The 14,647-nt window shown below is 54.0% G+C and carries 13 protein-coding genes; 10 read left to right on the top strand and 3 right to left on the bottom strand.

What is annotated here, in order from left to right; all coding sequences use genetic code 11:
* Positions 1 to 147 precede the first annotated feature (147 nt).
* Positions 148 to 477, top strand: coding sequence for a cupin domain-containing protein (locus U2W12_RS02355; protein ID WP_326499067.1), 330 nt, complete (start codon positions 148 to 150; stop codon positions 475 to 477).
* Between the two features lie 291 nt (positions 478 to 768).
* On the opposite strand, the gene U2W12_RS02350 is transcribed toward U2W12_RS02355, so the two are convergent.
* Positions 769 to 3,444: a glucosidase gene (locus U2W12_RS02350; protein WP_326499066.1), complete on the bottom strand. Its 2,676-nt coding sequence runs from the start codon at positions 3,442 to 3,444 to the stop codon at positions 769 to 771.
* Between the two features lie 149 nt (positions 3,445 to 3,593).
* Between U2W12_RS02350 and U2W12_RS02345 the strand changes: the two genes are divergently transcribed.
* The 3 genes from U2W12_RS02345 (at position 3,594) to U2W12_RS02335 (ending at position 4,720) form a co-directional block, all read left to right on the top strand.
* On the top strand, positions 3,594 to 3,851 hold the full coding sequence (locus U2W12_RS02345) for a hypothetical protein (protein WP_326499065.1): 258 nt from the start codon (positions 3,594 to 3,596) through the stop codon (positions 3,849 to 3,851).
* Positions 3,848 to 4,228 carry a hypothetical protein gene (locus U2W12_RS02340; RefSeq protein WP_326499064.1) on the top strand — a complete coding sequence of 127 codons (381 nt, stop codon included), beginning with the start codon at positions 3,848 to 3,850 and terminating at the stop codon, positions 4,226 to 4,228. The genes U2W12_RS02345 and U2W12_RS02340 overlap by 4 nt, the downstream gene beginning before the upstream one ends.
* 69 nt (positions 4,229 to 4,297) lie before the next feature.
* Positions 4,298 to 4,720 (top strand): hypothetical protein, encoded by a 423-nt coding sequence (locus U2W12_RS02335; protein WP_326499063.1) that lies wholly within the window; start codon positions 4,298 to 4,300, stop codon positions 4,718 to 4,720.
* A gap of 211 nt (positions 4,721 to 4,931) precedes the next feature.
* On the opposite strand, the gene U2W12_RS02330 is transcribed toward U2W12_RS02335, so the two are convergent.
* Together U2W12_RS02330 and U2W12_RS02325 are read right to left on the bottom strand one after the other, a co-directional pair.
* Complete coding sequence (locus U2W12_RS02330; protein WP_326499062.1) at positions 4,932 to 6,281, bottom strand: sigma-54 dependent transcriptional regulator; 1,350 nt, start codon at positions 6,279 to 6,281, stop codon at positions 4,932 to 4,934.
* Between the two features lie 3 nt (positions 6,282 to 6,284).
* Complete coding sequence (locus tag U2W12_RS02325) at positions 6,285 to 7,907, bottom strand: ATP-binding protein (RefSeq protein WP_326499061.1); 1,623 nt, start codon at positions 7,905 to 7,907, stop codon at positions 6,285 to 6,287.
* Positions 7,908 to 8,033: 126 nt separating this feature from the next.
* Between U2W12_RS02325 and sucC the strand changes: the two genes are divergently transcribed.
* From sucC to U2W12_RS02295, 6 genes are read left to right on the top strand one after another with little or no spacing between them, the layout of a single operon-like run.
* Positions 8,034 to 9,203, top strand: coding sequence for an ADP-forming succinate--CoA ligase subunit beta (gene sucC, locus U2W12_RS02320; protein ID WP_326499060.1), 1,170 nt, complete (start codon positions 8,034 to 8,036; stop codon positions 9,201 to 9,203).
* A complete protein-coding gene (sucD, locus tag U2W12_RS02315; protein WP_326499059.1) occupies positions 9,200 to 10,069 on the top strand; it encodes a succinate--CoA ligase subunit alpha in 870 nt (289 codons plus the stop codon). The genes sucC and sucD overlap by 4 nt, the downstream gene beginning before the upstream one ends.
* Positions 10,070 to 10,121: 52 nt before the next feature.
* Positions 10,122 to 10,712 carry a BglII/BstYI family type II restriction endonuclease gene (locus U2W12_RS02310; RefSeq protein ID WP_326499058.1) on the top strand — a complete coding sequence of 197 codons (591 nt, stop codon included), beginning with the start codon at positions 10,122 to 10,124 and terminating at the stop codon, positions 10,710 to 10,712.
* A gap of 2 nt (positions 10,713 to 10,714) precedes the next feature.
* On the top strand, positions 10,715 to 11,377 hold the full coding sequence (locus U2W12_RS02305; RefSeq protein WP_326499057.1) for an MT-A70 family methyltransferase: 663 nt from the start codon (positions 10,715 to 10,717) through the stop codon (positions 11,375 to 11,377).
* A complete protein-coding gene (locus U2W12_RS02300; protein WP_326499056.1) occupies positions 11,368 to 12,987 on the top strand; it encodes an NAD+ synthase in 1,620 nt (539 codons plus the stop codon). The genes U2W12_RS02305 and U2W12_RS02300 overlap by 10 nt, the downstream gene beginning before the upstream one ends.
* Before the next feature lie 56 nt (positions 12,988 to 13,043).
* On the top strand, positions 13,044 to 14,375 hold the full coding sequence (locus U2W12_RS02295; protein WP_326499055.1) for a CorA family divalent cation transporter: 1,332 nt from the start codon (positions 13,044 to 13,046) through the stop codon (positions 14,373 to 14,375).
* The last annotated feature ends 272 nt before the right edge of the window (positions 14,376 to 14,647 follow it).

Below are 14,647 nucleotides of genomic sequence, written 5' to 3'. Positions count from 1 at the left end.
CAAACATGCGTCATCGTTTTCTGATAGTTCTAATCGGGCAACCCTTGCCAACTCTGTTTCCTGCTGGTTCTAAAAAGCTTTTAGTTTAACGCCAATCAACTTTCTGCGAGACACTTAAGCAAAATTTTAACATGAAGGATGATAACCATGGCAACACATCATGCGGCTCCTGGAGAAATTGTTGACCTTGCTCATTGGGCGGACGATCTGCACTACGAAAAAACAAAAGCCATTATAGAAACAGAAGAAATAGAATTAGCACGCCTTGTAATACCGAGAGGCAAAATGTTGCCAAATCACAAAGTATCAGCACCTATAATAATTCAATGCATTAAAGGGGATATTGAATTTACCGCCATGGGGACGACACAAGAATTACATTCGGGTCAATTATTCTATCTTAACCCTGGAGAGCCGCATTCGCTTAAAGGGGTGGAAGATGCCGTCATCCTGCTGACAATCCTTTTTGCAGGTTAATTATTTGTAAATACCCTCCAACGACTCAATCAGTATGTCGCTGGTTCCTTGGCGATGAATGCCGCCTTGCGGAAAGTGCTAAAAGAGGCTGATATAGATGGCGAAGATATTCGCGTCGAAGAGTTATCAGGGTATTGGAGATGCCGGTAAAACAGCCGCGAATATTTGCCGGAAAAGAGCGTCAAAATTAACCCGTAAAAAAGATATTATCATATTTTTTAATATTTTCACTTTGGCATTTGATCGGTGAAACGGATTCCGTATTACGCCCGAAGAATAGGCGAGTTCCGTTCATGGATGCGGTTGCAGAAGCTTGGCCACCAACCCGGTCCATCCGGTCTGATGCGACGCCCCTAAGCCTTTGCCATCATCACCGTGAAAATATTCGTGGAATAGCAGATAATCCTTAAAGTGCGGGTCGTTTTGCAGCCTTTGATCGCGACCATGGGCGGGCCTGCACTCATTTTCGTCTTTGCGGAAAATCCGGATCAGCCGCCGAGACAACTCATCGGCTACTTGATTGATAGACAGAAATAGTCCTGATCCGGTCGGGCATTCAATTTTAAAGTCCTCGCCATAGAAGCTGGCAAAACGCCTGAGTGACGTGATCAACAGGTAATTGACCGGAAACCAGATGGGGCCTCGCCAGTTGGAGTTGCCTCCAAACATGGGGGATTCTGCCTCGCCAGGCTGGTAGTTCACACACATCGGCGTGCTGGCGCAGTTCACCACAAAGGGTTGATCATGGTGAGCGCGCGACAGCGAGCGCACGCCATAGTCGGATAGGAACTCAGTCTCGTCCAGCATGCGCTGCAACAGCTTTTTCATACGGTGACCGCGAAGCAGGGATAACAAACGGCGGTCGCCGCGTCCCGGTTCGTTCCAATCGGCGACTAACGCAGCCAGATCGGGGCGGTAATCAAGGAACCATTTTAGACGGCGTTTGAAGTCCGGCAACTTATCCATTAATTCGGGTTCGATGATCTCCACCGCATAAAAAGGAATCAGTCCCACCATCGAACGGACTTTGAGCGGGGTCATTTTCCCGTCGGGGGAACGCAACACGTCATAGAAAAATTGGTCCTCTTCATCCCAAAGACCGATATGCTGATCGCCGCCCATGTTGCTCATTGCTTTGGCGATGTAGAGAAAATGCTCGAAAAACTTGGTGGCGATATCTTCATAAACACGATCATGCAACGCCAGTTCAAGAGCGATACGCATCAAGTTCAGGCAATACATCGCCATCCAACTGGTGCCGTCGGCTTGGTCGATGTGGCCGCCGGCCGGCAACGGGGCGCTGCGGTCGAACACGCCGATATTATCGAGACCGAGGAAGCCGCCCTGGAAGACATTGTTATCGTCGGCATCCTTGCGGTTGACCCACCAGGTAAAATTGATAATCAATTTATGCATGATGCGTTCCAGAAAGTCGAGGTCGCCAACGCCGCCGTTGCCTGGACATTCCGATTTATATACCTCCCATGCGGCCCAAGCATGCACCGGCGGGTTGACGTCGCCCAATTTCCATTCATAAGCGGGCATCTGGCCGTTGGGGTGCATATACCATTCCCGCGTCATCAGCAGCAGTTGGCTTTTGGCGAAGGCGGGGTCGATCATTGCAAAGGTTACGCAATGAAATGCCAGATCCCATGCGGCATACCATGGGTACTCCCAGGTGTCTGGCATGGAAATGATGTCGGCATTATTCAGGTGCTGCCAGTCTTTGTTGCGCCCATGGCGGCGCTGTGGCGGCGGCGGGACGGTTCCGGGGTCGCCTTTCAGCCACTGGGGGATGTCGTAGTAATAGAATTGTTTGCTCCATATCATGCCGGCCAGGGCCTGGCGCTGGATAAGCCTGGCTTCGGCATCCGTGATAGTCGTTTGCAGATCGGCATAGTAGTCGTCCGTCTCGTTGCGGCGCGCGGCGAGCAGGGCGGCGAAATCATTAAAAGGCTGTAAATTCTGGCTTTTGCTCAGACGGAGACGCACTTCCACCTTGCCGTGAGCCGGAACGGAAAAGCTGAAATGTCCCCCCGCCTTGGTTCCATATCGACCTGGGTTGACGGCGTGGCGATTGCCTTGGGTGATGTAGTCATGAAAGGCGTCCTTGAAATAGCCAGCGGTTGGCTGGTTATACAATCGCCCACGATTGGTGTCGTTGTCGCAAAACAGTAACTCGGGATCGCCGTCGATATAGCAATGATAACCGCCCAGCTCTGCGTGCTGAATCACGATGCAGCCGGTTTCGGCGGCGGAAAGAGCCGGGCGGGTTGCGTCGTAGCCCCAGCTCCAGGTATTGCGAAACCAGAGTTGCGGCAGGATATGCAGCGGCGCAACGTCAGCGCCGCGGTTATGCGCGGTAATCGACATTAAGATGTCATCGACGCCAGCCTTGGCATATTCTACGAACACGTCAAAATAACGGTTGTCGGTAAATAGGCCGGTGTCCAATAACTCGAATTCCGGCCTGTCTCTGCCGCGCTTGCGGTTCTCTTCGATCAGCGCCGCATACGGGAATGCCTGTTGCGGATACTTGTACAACATTTTCAGGTAAGAGTGGCTGGGCGTTGCATCGAGATAATAATAAAGCTCCTTGACGTCTTCGCCGTGATTGCCTTCGCTATTGGTCAAGCCGAACAAGCGTTCCTTGAGGATCGGGTCCTGTTCGTTCCATAGACCCAAGCCGAGACATAATCGCTGCTTTTCATCGCAGAAGCCCGCGATTCCGTCCTCGCCCCAACGATAGGCGCGGCCGCGGGCCTGATCGTGGCTAAAATAGTTCCAGGCTTCGCCGTCTTTGCTGTAATCTTCGCGCACCGTGCCCCATTGTCGCTCGCTCAGATACGGCCCCCATAATCGCCATGCCGCCTCACCGCTATCTTGTGCCAGCATTCGCTGTTTTTCAGCGCTGATACGGCTGCGTTTGTCAGCCTCCGATTGGGATTTATTGTTTGGATTTAGCATGTTACTCCTACTCTATCGGGTCTGCGTGCTTTATTCCGGGAGCGCTTCTTCGTGCTAAAACGTATAGTTTCGTACGGATTATCAAAAATTTATTTTGTTTCGTAAGCCTATTATACGCCCCCCAATCTGGTTCAAACTGATGGAGATGCATGATTAACCCAAGAACCCTGATCCGCGCCCTGGACAAACATTGGGAAGCCGTCGAGCGCATCGTTGCCTTGGGGCAGCGCAACCAGCGCAATTTGATCGAAACGGCGGCCGAATTCAATTTCGCGTTGATTTTCGCCTCGCCCGAGCCGCAAATCACTGCCCGCTATTGCGTCCCGATCGGCACTCACAACGGCAAGAATCACATCAGCCGACTGAGCTGGCAAATCCTGGAACCGCTCGGCGAGAGCGGCCCATGAACGCTCTCGCCGAAGTCCTCCAGCGCCTGCTCGACAGCCGCGAAGCGCTGACCGCATCGGCCTTTACCCCGAGTCAGCGCAAGTTGCTGGAACAATTCGCCCTGAGTACCCGGCAAATCGATATCGGCAAGCAAGGCCGCAGCACACTTTACCGAATCGTCAATCGAACCAGCCTGGTTGCTTACCTCCAACAGCAACAGCCGCTGGCTGAAGATGAGTTGCCGTCCGAGATTCCTGCGCGCAGCAAAAACATAGGTAGGCATCGCGACAGCAAAAAAGGAAAGTCAGAGCATGAATCCAGCTATTTACTGCTCAAAGCCTGGGATGAGCAGGTCGTTTGGCGACAAGCAGACAAAACGTTAAATCTGGCGGAATAGACCGAAGGTTTCGGCGTTGCCGCGCTCAAAATCAGCCGCCATGCCGGATGGACAAGTAACCGCCCTCTGTTGTTGGTCGAAAATCAGGCGCTATTCGATTGCTGCGACTGGTTGCCGGCGGATTTCAACGGCAGCCTGGTCTATTATGCCGGCCAGTTATCGGAGATATTGCTGCAATGGCTGGCAACCGCAAAGCGCGCGGATGAGGTCACGCTGTTTCCGGATTACGACGGCATCGGCCTGTCGAATTACGTCCGCTTGCTCAGCGCCTTGCCTCCCGCTACCCGTTTGCATTTTTATTGGCTGCCGGATTGGCAGAGCAAAATCGCTCGATTCGGCAATCATGACGTCTGGATAAAAACCCGAGGCCAATTTGAAACGGCGATGGCACGGCTGAAGGATATGAATGCGCTAACCGATGACTTCAAAATACTTGCAACTTTATCGCAAACCCATGGCAAAGCGCTGGAACAGGAAGCGATTTGGTTGTGAGGTTTTTGATCAGCCTTATCCAACAAATTCTCTACTTTTTTCATCCAGGGAAAGTACGAGCTTGCGGGCTCCCGCGTAACATCGGCCAGTAAAGACGCGTCCGCCGATGCCAACCCCTTGTTTGATAAGGAAGCGGATGCGTTTCGAGCGGCTTGATGTGATGGGCGTGCGATACATTCGGTAAAGCGGTCCCGGTGTCCTGGCAAAAAAATCAATTATCCATATCCAGCTTTTTCAGGCGATACCGGAACGAGCGGAAAGACAATCCGAGTTGTTTGGAGGCCGCCGTTTTGTTCCATTTATTTTCTTCGAGCGCCTGCAGAATCACTTTCCTTTCGATCGCTTCCAAATAATCTTCAAGCGATCCTTGGCAAGGATCGTAGCGGTGCTCTTTTTGATGATTCGGAGCCGAGATGCCGATTGGCAGATTCAGGTCGTCCACTTCGATGCACTTACCATCATACAATGCGAGCGCTCTTTCGAGGATGTTTTCGAGTTCGCGGATATTGCCCGGAAAGCCGTAGCATTGCAGTGCTTCAATCGCCGCAGGCGAAATGTCCGGTTTGTTCGCTTGCGGCTGCCCGGCCAGTTTGGACAGGATATGCTCGACCAGCGCGGGCACGTCGGCCGCGCGTTCGCGCAACGGCGGCACATTCAGATCAATCACATTGATCCGATAAAACAGGTCTTGCCGGAAACTGCCGTTTTGCACCATGTCGGCCAAATTCCGGTGTGTTGCGCTGAGCAGTCGAACATCGACAGGGATTTCTTGTTGTTCGCCGACCGGGCGTATCTTTTTTTCCTGAATCGCACGGAGCAGTTTGACCTGCAATGCAGCCGGCAGGTCGGCGATTTCGTCGAGAAACAGCGTGCCGCCGTCAGCAGCCTGAAACAGCCCTTTTTTATCACAGACCGCGCCGGTAAAGCTGCCTTTCTTGTGTCCGAAGAACTCGCTTTCCATCAATTCGTGCGGAATCGCGCCGCAGTTGATCGCGATGAAAGGCTTGTCGCTGCGGGTGCTCTGCTGGTGTATCAGGCGCGCGACCAGTTCCTTGCCCGCGCCCGATTCGCCGTGAATATAGACCGGCGCCTGGCTGCGTGCAAGCTTGGCGATTTTGGAGCGGATTTCGCGCATCACAGCCGACTCGCCGAGCAGGGTATGGCGCGTGCGGCGGTCCTTGATCGGCTCCTGTTCGGTAAATTTGAGCGCGTTGCCGACCAGCTGCCTCAACGCGAGCAGATCGATCGGCTTGGAGATGAAATCGAAAGCGCCTTTTTTCATCGCGGTAATCGCGGTGTCCATGTTGCCGTGCGCGGTTATCACCGCGACCGGGAACGGCGCGGCGGAAGTCTGGATGATTTCGACCAGGTCGAGGCCGTCGCCGTCGGGCAATTTCAGATCGGTCAGGCACAGGTCAAACGCGCGTTCCCGCAACAGTTTTTTGGCCTGGCCGAGCGTGCCGGCGCTGCGGGTTTCGACGCCCATACGGTTCAGCGTGATTGCGAGTAATTCGATGATGTCGGGCTCGTCGTCAACGATCAAGACAAAAGGATTTTTCATGTTTCAATGGAATGATTTGTTGGCGTCGCTTAGATAAAGCCGGAAACTGCTGCCCTTGTTCTCGGTTAAATAATAGCCCAACTTGGCCTGATTCAACTCGGCCAATCCCTTACAGATGAAAAGACCCAGCCCGGTGCCTTTGGTCGAGGTGGTGAAAAAGGGCTCGAAAAGATGGCTTAGATGTTCGCGGGCGATGCCCGGCCCATTATCGATCACTTCGATGCAGGGCGACTTTTCCGCTATGAAACTGTGCAGAATGATCGGCCCTTGTTCCGGCTGGCCGTAGATCAAGGCGTTTTGGCATAAATTATCGAGGATTTGCTTCAAATGGCCGGGGTCGATGAACGCAGTTAACGGTTCCTGTTCGATATACAGTCTGAATGTCTTCTGTTCGACCAGATGTTCCAGCGTGAAAGTTTGCAGATAATGCGTCAGCCAGGGTTTAAGTTGGATTATTTCCCGGCGCGAGCCGCTGCGCCGGGAAAGCTGCAAGATGTCCTCAATGATCTGATTGACACGTTTGGAGTTGGACTGAATGATTTCTGTCAGGCGCTGATTCTGCGGCGAAAAATTCGGATTTTCGGAGAGCAGTTGCCCCGCATGACTGATCGCGCTCAGCGGGTTCCGGATTTCATGCGCGATGCTTGCGGTCAACCGTCCCAGCGATGCAAGTTTGCTTTGTTGCACGTGCTGGTTATACAGCGCGATGTCTTCCAGTATCAGCATATAGAAGGCCCGGCCCCCGGTCGGCAACAACATGAAGCGGACGCGGATTTCGGTTTGATTGGCCAGTGTCAGCTGCGACTGATCCAGTTCTTTGTTGTGCTGCCAATCGATGAAATCCTCGGCCAGACGCGTCGAAATATTGCCCAACTGTAAAGGTTTTTTCTCCAACTTCAGCATATTCAACGCCGCGGCATTCGCCAATTGCACGTTTTGCTTTCTGTTGGTAATGATGATGCCGGTTTGCAGATGCTGGATGATGTAGTGGTTCAGTTCTTCCAGATTCGCGATCGTTTGTTGGTGCTGCGTAGCCAGTTCCAAAAGGTTTTCGCTGCGTTTGGCGAGCACATAAAATAATAGCGCTATGGTCAAAAACGCGGCGCCGAGCATCCCCGCGGAGGTATAAGACGTTGTGTAGATGCTGTTGGTAATATCCGCATAAATTTCGTTGGCCAACACCAACAAGCTGGCGATTGCAGCAAAAAACATCGCACAGCGCCCGCCGATCGTAACGCCGCCCGAGGCAACCGAAACGGCCAGCAGAATGCCGATGCCGCTTTTGATGCCGCCACAGGCATGCATGATCAACGTCAGCAGAATGATGTCGGAAAACAGCAGGAATTGCGCCTGGAAACTGTAGGAGGCCAACCGGGAGCGGAATAAGAAGCCCGAGATCAGCGTCAGCAACAAATAAAACTCGCTGCTGTAGTGATATAGCGGCATGTTAAAAGAACCCAGAACCGAAGGCTCGATACGGCCATAATTCAGCGAGATGAAAAGACAGGCCAAGAACAGGCGGTAAACGAAATACACCTTCAGGAGCAGCCAGGCCTGTTTTTCGGGAATGCCATAACCTTTCGAAATCGGGCAAGGATAAATGGTGGATTGATTATTTTCCTGCATGTTCACTAATCTTGATGCTGTTTACCCGGTAATTTATTAGAATATTCGCTAGCAAATAAGCATAGCATTGCCGCACGCAAACTTGCGAAAAATACCCAACCATTATCCCGCGTCATCGGAGCATCAATGAATATTCACGAATATCAGGCTAAACAGCTGTTTCGCAGCTACGGCATTCCGGCGCCCGACGGCAAGCCGGCGGCGTCTCCGCAAGAAGCCGAGCACGCAGCCAGAGAGTTGGGCGGCGAGGGCTGGGTCGTCAAGGCCCAAGTACACGCAGGCGGACGCGGCAAGGCAGGCGGTGTCAAGCTTACGAAAGCGATCAAGGACATCGCCGGTTTGAGCCGCGCGATGCTCGGCAAACGCTTGGTCACTCAGCAAACGGACAGCGTGGGGTTGCCCGTACAGAAGCTGCTGATCGAAAAAACCTATCCGATTAAACGCGAGCTTTATTTGAGCTTGCTGGTTGACCGTAGCACCGAGCGGATGGTGTTCATCGCCTCGGCGGCAGGCGGCATGGACATCGAAACCGTCGCGCATGAAACCCCCGAAAAGCTCATCTCGATCCTTATCCATCCGGCCGCGGGTCTCCAGGCCAATCAATGCCGGAGGTGCGCCTATGCGTTGGGGCTGAAAGGGCCCCAGATAAAGGCGCTGACCGGCATCATGCAGGGCATGTACAAACTGTTTCTGGATAAGGACGCCAGCCAGATCGAAATTAATCCCTTGATCGAAACCGAAGAAGGCGAATTATTGGCGCTCGACGCGAAGATCAATTTCGACGATAACGCGATTGCCGCGCATCCGGATATTCTGGCGCTCCGCGACGCCGAGCAGGAGGACGCGAAGGAAAACAAGGCTCAGCAATACGGACTGAACTATATCACGCTCGACGGCACCATCGGTTGCATGGTCAACGGCGCCGGGCTCGCAATGGCGACGATGGATCTGGTCAAGCTGAAAGGAGGGAAGCCAGCCAACTTTCTCGACGTCGGCGGCGGTACCAATGTAGAAAAGGTCTGCGAGGCGTTCAAGCTGATCTTGTCCGACGGCAACGTAAAGGCTGTGCTGGTCAACATCTTCGGCGGCATCGTGCAATGCGACATCATTGCGAGCGGCATCCTGGCCGCGATTAAACAGGTACACGTCGCGGTGCCGGTCGTGGTGCGCCTGGAGGGCACCAACGCCGAACAAGGCCGCGCGCTTTTAAGTAATACCGGACTCAACTTATATGCCGCCGACGACTTGACGCACGCGGCGGAACAGGTCGTGGCACTGGCGGAGGCGGCAGTATGAGCATCTTGATCGACAAACACACCAAAGTCATTTGCCAGGGCTTTACCGGCAAACAGGGCACCTTCCATTCGCAGCAGGCGCTCGAATACGGTACCCAGCTGGTCGGCGGCGTGACGCCGGAGCGCGGTGGCGATGTGCATCTGGGCCTGCCGGTCTTCAATACGGTCGAGGAAGCGGTCAACGCGACCGGCGCCGATGCGAGCGTGATCTATGTGCCGCCGTTTTATGCGGCCGACGCGATACTCGAAGCGGTCGACGCAGGCATCAAGCTGATTGTCTGCATCACCGAGGGTATTCCGACCCTGCACATGCTGCGCGTGAAGGCCGCGATGGCCGGCACCGGCGCGCTGCTGGTCGGTCCGAATTGCCCCGGTGTGATCACCCCCGGACAATGCAAGATCGGCATCATGCCCGGCAAGATTCACCTGCCGGGCTCGATCGGCATCGTCTCGCGTTCCGGCACGCTGACCTATGAGTCGGTGCATCAGACGACCGGTCAGGGCCTCGGCCAGAGCACCTGCGTCGGCATCGGCGGCGATCCGATCCACGGCATGAACTTTATCGACGTGTTGAGCCGTTTTGAGCAGGACGAGCAGACGAAGGGCATCGTGATGGTCGGCGAAATCGGCGGTGGCGAGGAAGAGGATGCGGCCGACTATATCAAGGCGCACGTGACCAAGCCGGTCGTCGCTTACATCGCCGGCCAGACCGCGCCGCCCGGCAAGCGCATGGGCCACGCCGGCGCGATCGTGACCGGCGGCAAGGGCACGGCGGAAGGCAAGGTCGCCGCCTTGAAAGCGGCCGGAGTCGAGGTGGTCAGTTCGCCGACTGATATCGGGGTGGCAATCGCGAGCCATTTTAAATGACGGTGATGATGACAACCGGCAATTCAAGATTGATGCAAGAACAAGGGATAGGATGAGTTGGCAAGATTATCTGCCGGGCGACATTGCAGAGCTTTATGAGGTGCATGATTATAGGCATGCGGCGGCAATTCTCAAAAACGAGTTTCCTGTAGAGTTCGATGAGATTTGTGCGGCGTTGCGCGCATTTAGATTAACCGAGCAAAACGTCAAGGAGCCAGGTGGCAGCGAAAGCGCGATCCCGAAACGCTTCTCGGATATTTTGCGGCCGATGGGATGGCATGAAAAAAAGCTAAATGCCAAAGTTATCGTTGACGATCATGAATTTGCTCACGACAGCCATTACGTGGATTATCTAAAAGGACGCGTTGCCTTTGATCTTGAATGGAACAGCAAAGATCAGACTTATGACCGTGATCTTTATGCTTTTCGGGCATTTTTCGAGTATGAAAAAATCAGCGTAGGCGTTCTTGCCACTCGCAGTAATGATCTTGATCCCTGGTTTAAAGAGTTGGGCATTTACAGCAAATACGGAGCCAGCACGACGCAAATGGGTAAACTGCTTCCCCGCCTGGATGCGGGGCGAAATGGTGGTTGCCCGGTGCTGGTTTTCGGGATCACCACAAAGTTAATCGAAAAGAAGTAATAATGTCCAAAATTGAAATGTTGACCGCAACCGATGATTTTTTAAAGTTTACTAGCGGTCAGAAATTCTCTACCGTTCTGGCCGACCCGCCGTGGCAATTTCAAAATCGTACCGGCAAAATGGCGCCCGAACATAAGCGCCTATCACGCTACCCCACGTTGACCTTACAGGAAATTAAAGACATCCCTGTCGAAGCGGCGGTCAAGGATACGGCACATTTGTATTTATGGGTGCCGAATGCATTGCTAGCCGAGGGCTTGCAAGTGATGGAATGCTGGGGTTTCACTTATAAAACCAATTTGATCTGGTACAAGATTCGCAAGGATGGCGGCCCCGATAGGAGAGGTGTTGGTTTTTACTTTAGAAATGTTACCGAAATTATTCTGTTTGGCGTGCGTGGCAAGAATGCAAGAACGTTGCAGCCCGGACGCAGCCAGGAAAACATCATCACCAGTCAAAAACGGGAACATAGCCGCAAGCCGGATGAACAATACTCGATCATCGAGTCATGCAGTCCTGGACCCTACTTGGAGATGTTTGCACGAGGCAATCGGCCGAATTGGCATTGCTGGGGTAATCAATCCGAAGATTATTCCCCTACTTGGGATACTTATCCGAATCATTCTCAATCGAATGTCATCCCTTTGAAACGCCAATGCCCCTAAAAATCGCTCTCGCCCAAATCAATTTCCTGGTCGGCGACATCGCCGCCAACGTGCAAAACATCATCCAGAACGCCTGGCATGCGCAGAACAGTCTCGGCGCGGATCTGGTCGTGTTTCCGGAGCTGACCGTAACCGGTTATCCGGCCGAGGATTTACTGCTGCGGCAAGATTTCATCACCGCGGCGAATGATACGCTTGATCAATTGGCAACGCTTCTGCCCGAGGGCATTGCGGTGGTGATCGGCTTTCCGGAACGGGACGGCGGCAGGCTTTACAACAGCGCGGCCGTGCTCCACCAGGGCAAGGTGCTGGCGGTTTACCGGAAGCGGGCGTTGCCGAATTACGGCGTCTTCGACGAGCAGCGTTATTTTACCGCTGGCGATAAGCCCTGCGTGTTCCCATTCAAAGGCGCGATGATCGGCCTGACCATTTGCGAGGATGTCTGGTACCCCGGCATCATCGACGCGAACAAACACGAAGGCGCCAATTTGCTGTTGACCTTGAACGCCTCGCCGTTCAACGCGGGCAAGATTCAACAGCGCGAGGCGGTGATCTGTACTCAGGTCAAGGCCGCCGAAATTCCGCTGGTGTATGTGAATCAGATCGGCGGCCAGGATGAATTGATCTTCGACGGCGCCTCGTTTGTGGTCGATGCCTGCGGCGAGGTCGTGTTTCGCGCCGAAGAGTTCAAGGAGCAGATCGGCGTGGTCGAGTTTACCGATCTGCAGCCGCTCAAGGGTGTTTGCGCGCCGCTGTACACGCCGGTCGCGAGTGAGTATCAGGCGCTGGTGCTCGGGATTCGCGATTATGTGCGCAAGAACAGTTTCAAGGGCGCGCTGTTGGGCTTGTCCGGCGGCATCGATTCGGCGCTGGTGCTGGCACTCGCGGTCGATGCGCTCGGCGCGGACAAGGTCGAAGCGGTGCTGATGCCATCGCGTTATACGCAGTCGATGAGCATTGAGGATGCGATTTGGGAGGCCGATGCGCTCGGCGTCAAACATCATACCATCCCGATCGATCCGGCGGTCGCCGCCTTCAGCGGCCTGCTGGCGGACATCTTCGCCGGCACGAAGCAGGACACGACCGAGGAAAACATCCAGGCGCGCTGCCGCGGCGTGATTCTGATGGCGATTTCGAACAAGCAGGGCAAACTGCTGCTCACGACCGGCAACAAGAGCGAGATGAGCGTCGGCTATGCGACCCTATACGGCGATATGGCCGGCGGTTTCGCGCCGATCAAGGATGTGCCGAAGCTCCTGGTTTACCGCCTGGCGCGCTACCGGAACGGCTTGTCATTCGTGATTCCGGATCGGGTCCTGACACGGCCGCCGTCGGCCGAACTGGCGCCCGATCAGGTCGATCAGGATTCCTTGCCGCCCTATGAGGTGCTCGATCCAATCCTCGAACGCTATGTCGAACTGGATCAATCGGCCGACGAGATTATCGCGGCAGGATTCCGGCGCGAGGATGTCGCGCGGGCGATCGGTCTGGTCGATCGAAATGAATATAAGCGCCGGCAGTCGCCGCCCTGCATAAAGATCACCGAGCGGGCATTCGGCCGCGACCGGCGTTATCCGATTACCTCCGGCTATCGAGGAATCAAGGGGTAGGAAGGCGCTTGTCAAAACAGGCCGACTTGTAATGCACTCAACCTGATCATTCCGATATGCCAAAAGACCTCACCGCCAAGGAGCATGCTAGCCGGCAAGCCGTGCTCGATATTTTGGTCAAGCACAAGCTGATCGCGGAGTTGGTGCATAAGCAGGAGATGCCTCACCATGATCTGGTCGAAACGCTGGTCCGCAAAGAGAACTTGGCGCATTTGCGGCAGATCCTCGATCATTTGGCGGCTGATGAAATTGCCGATATTCTGGAAGCATTGCCGGCGGAAGATCAGCGGCTGATCTGGGAGCAGCTGGATGATGAACGCAAGCAGGCCGTGCTGCGGGACGCCCCGGTTTCTGTTCTGCAACTCCTCGGAAAACAGGAGTACAAGACTGAAAAACCGAGGATCAAGGTGTTTGATTTACAGGACGGCCGCCTGCACGAGATTTCGATAAGCACCCCCGGAGACTTGCTTCAGGCCAAGCCGATTTGGATCGATTTGGTGGCGCCGACATTTGAGGACCGGCTCTGGATTGGCGATATTTTTGGGATAGAATTTCCCGACCCGGATAAATTGAGCGATCTGGAATCCAGCGCCCGCTTCTATGTCGAGGAAAACGGTGAAATTCACCTGCATTCGGATTTCCTGCTGGACAAGGACGACGTGTCGAGCAACGTTGTCGTGGCGTTTATCCTGTACCGGGATATTTTGTTCTCGATCCGCAAGAAGGAACTGCCGGTCTTCCGGCTCCAGCGTTTGCGCGCGCTGAGTCAACCCAACTATGTTTCGGACTCCAGGGAGATGCTGCTCGATCTCTACGCCGCCAATGCCGAGTATTCGGCCGGCGCCCTGGAAGATGTCTATCTGGCTCTGGAATTGGTCGGCAATCAGGTGCTGAGCAAACAAATGAGCGATGAGGAAGCCGCCAAGATCTTGAATGACATCGCCAACGAAGAGGATCTGAACGGGCGGATTCGCAGGAACGTGATGGATACGCGGCGCGCGGTTTCATTCCTGATGCGCAGCAAGTTGCTCGCCAAAGACCAACTGGAGTACTCCCAGCAGATTCTGCGCGACATCGAATCGCTGGACGGCCACACGGCTTTCCTATTCGACAAGATCAACTTTTTGATGGATGCGGCGGTCGGCTTTATCAACATCAACCAAAACAAGGTCATCAAGCGCTTGACGGTTGTCAGTGTTATTTTCATGCCGCTCAATATATTGGCCAGCATCGGCGGCATGTCGGAGTTCACGATGATGACGGAAGGGATTCCCTGGCCTGTCTCTTACAGTCTTTTTACCCTGGGCCTGGTCGTGGTCGGCTGGCTGACTTTCGTCATTTTACGGGTACTCGAAAAGCGCGAGAGCGGTAAATCAAGAAAACGATAGGGTGTGCCCGGCTTGATGTCTGATGTGCGTAAAACTCTGAACTTGATCTGACGGATGCAAAAATTAGACTCGATTGAATCTGCCATTGACAGGCTGAATTCGACCCCTAGTTGTCATTCGAGTCTTTCTGGCTCAATGTCGGAAGGGATTGAATTAGTGCCTGCCCGAAAACAAAATATTCCTATAAAATCATAACCCTGCCAGAGATTTTCACAACGAAGATTTTGACGGAACCGGCAAAACGGCGAGGCATCAGCCGATTTTTCTGGGTT

Origin of the sequence: Methylomicrobium sp. Wu6, assembly GCF_035916875.1 — a bacterium.
In the GTDB taxonomy this organism is placed as follows: Bacteria; Pseudomonadota; Gammaproteobacteria; order Methylococcales; family Methylomonadaceae; genus Methylomicrobium.
This window is presented reverse-complemented; position numbering and strand designations above follow the sequence as displayed.

Excerpts from the sequence above, each read along its gene's own strand:
- U2W12_RS02355 (WP_326499067.1), top strand. The coding sequence starts at position 148 with ATGGCAACACATCATGCGGCTCCTGGAGAAATTGTTGACCTTGCTCAT.
- U2W12_RS02350 (WP_326499066.1), bottom strand. The coding sequence starts at position 3,444 with ATGCTAAATCCAAACAATAAATCCCAATCGGAGGCTGACAAACGCAGC.
- U2W12_RS02345 (WP_326499065.1), top strand. The coding sequence starts at position 3,594 with ATGATTAACCCAAGAACCCTGATCCGCGCCCTGGACAAACATTGGGAA.
- U2W12_RS02340 (WP_326499064.1), top strand. The coding sequence starts at position 3,848 with ATGAACGCTCTCGCCGAAGTCCTCCAGCGCCTGCTCGACAGCCGCGAA.
- U2W12_RS02330 (WP_326499062.1), bottom strand. The coding sequence starts at position 6,281 with ATGAAAAATCCTTTTGTCTTGATCGTTGACGACGAGCCCGACATCATC.
- U2W12_RS02325 (WP_326499061.1), bottom strand. The coding sequence starts at position 7,907 with ATGCAGGAAAATAATCAATCCACCATTTATCCTTGCCCGATTTCGAAA.
- sucC (WP_326499060.1), top strand. The coding sequence starts at position 8,034 with ATGAATATTCACGAATATCAGGCTAAACAGCTGTTTCGCAGCTACGGC.
- sucD (WP_326499059.1), top strand. The coding sequence starts at position 9,200 with ATGAGCATCTTGATCGACAAACACACCAAAGTCATTTGCCAGGGCTTT.
- U2W12_RS02310 (WP_326499058.1), top strand. The coding sequence starts at position 10,122 with ATGAGTTGGCAAGATTATCTGCCGGGCGACATTGCAGAGCTTTATGAG.
- U2W12_RS02305 (WP_326499057.1), top strand. The coding sequence starts at position 10,715 with ATGTCCAAAATTGAAATGTTGACCGCAACCGATGATTTTTTAAAGTTT.
- U2W12_RS02300 (WP_326499056.1), top strand. The coding sequence starts at position 11,368 with ATGCCCCTAAAAATCGCTCTCGCCCAAATCAATTTCCTGGTCGGCGAC.
- U2W12_RS02295 (WP_326499055.1), top strand. The coding sequence starts at position 13,044 with ATGCCAAAAGACCTCACCGCCAAGGAGCATGCTAGCCGGCAAGCCGTG.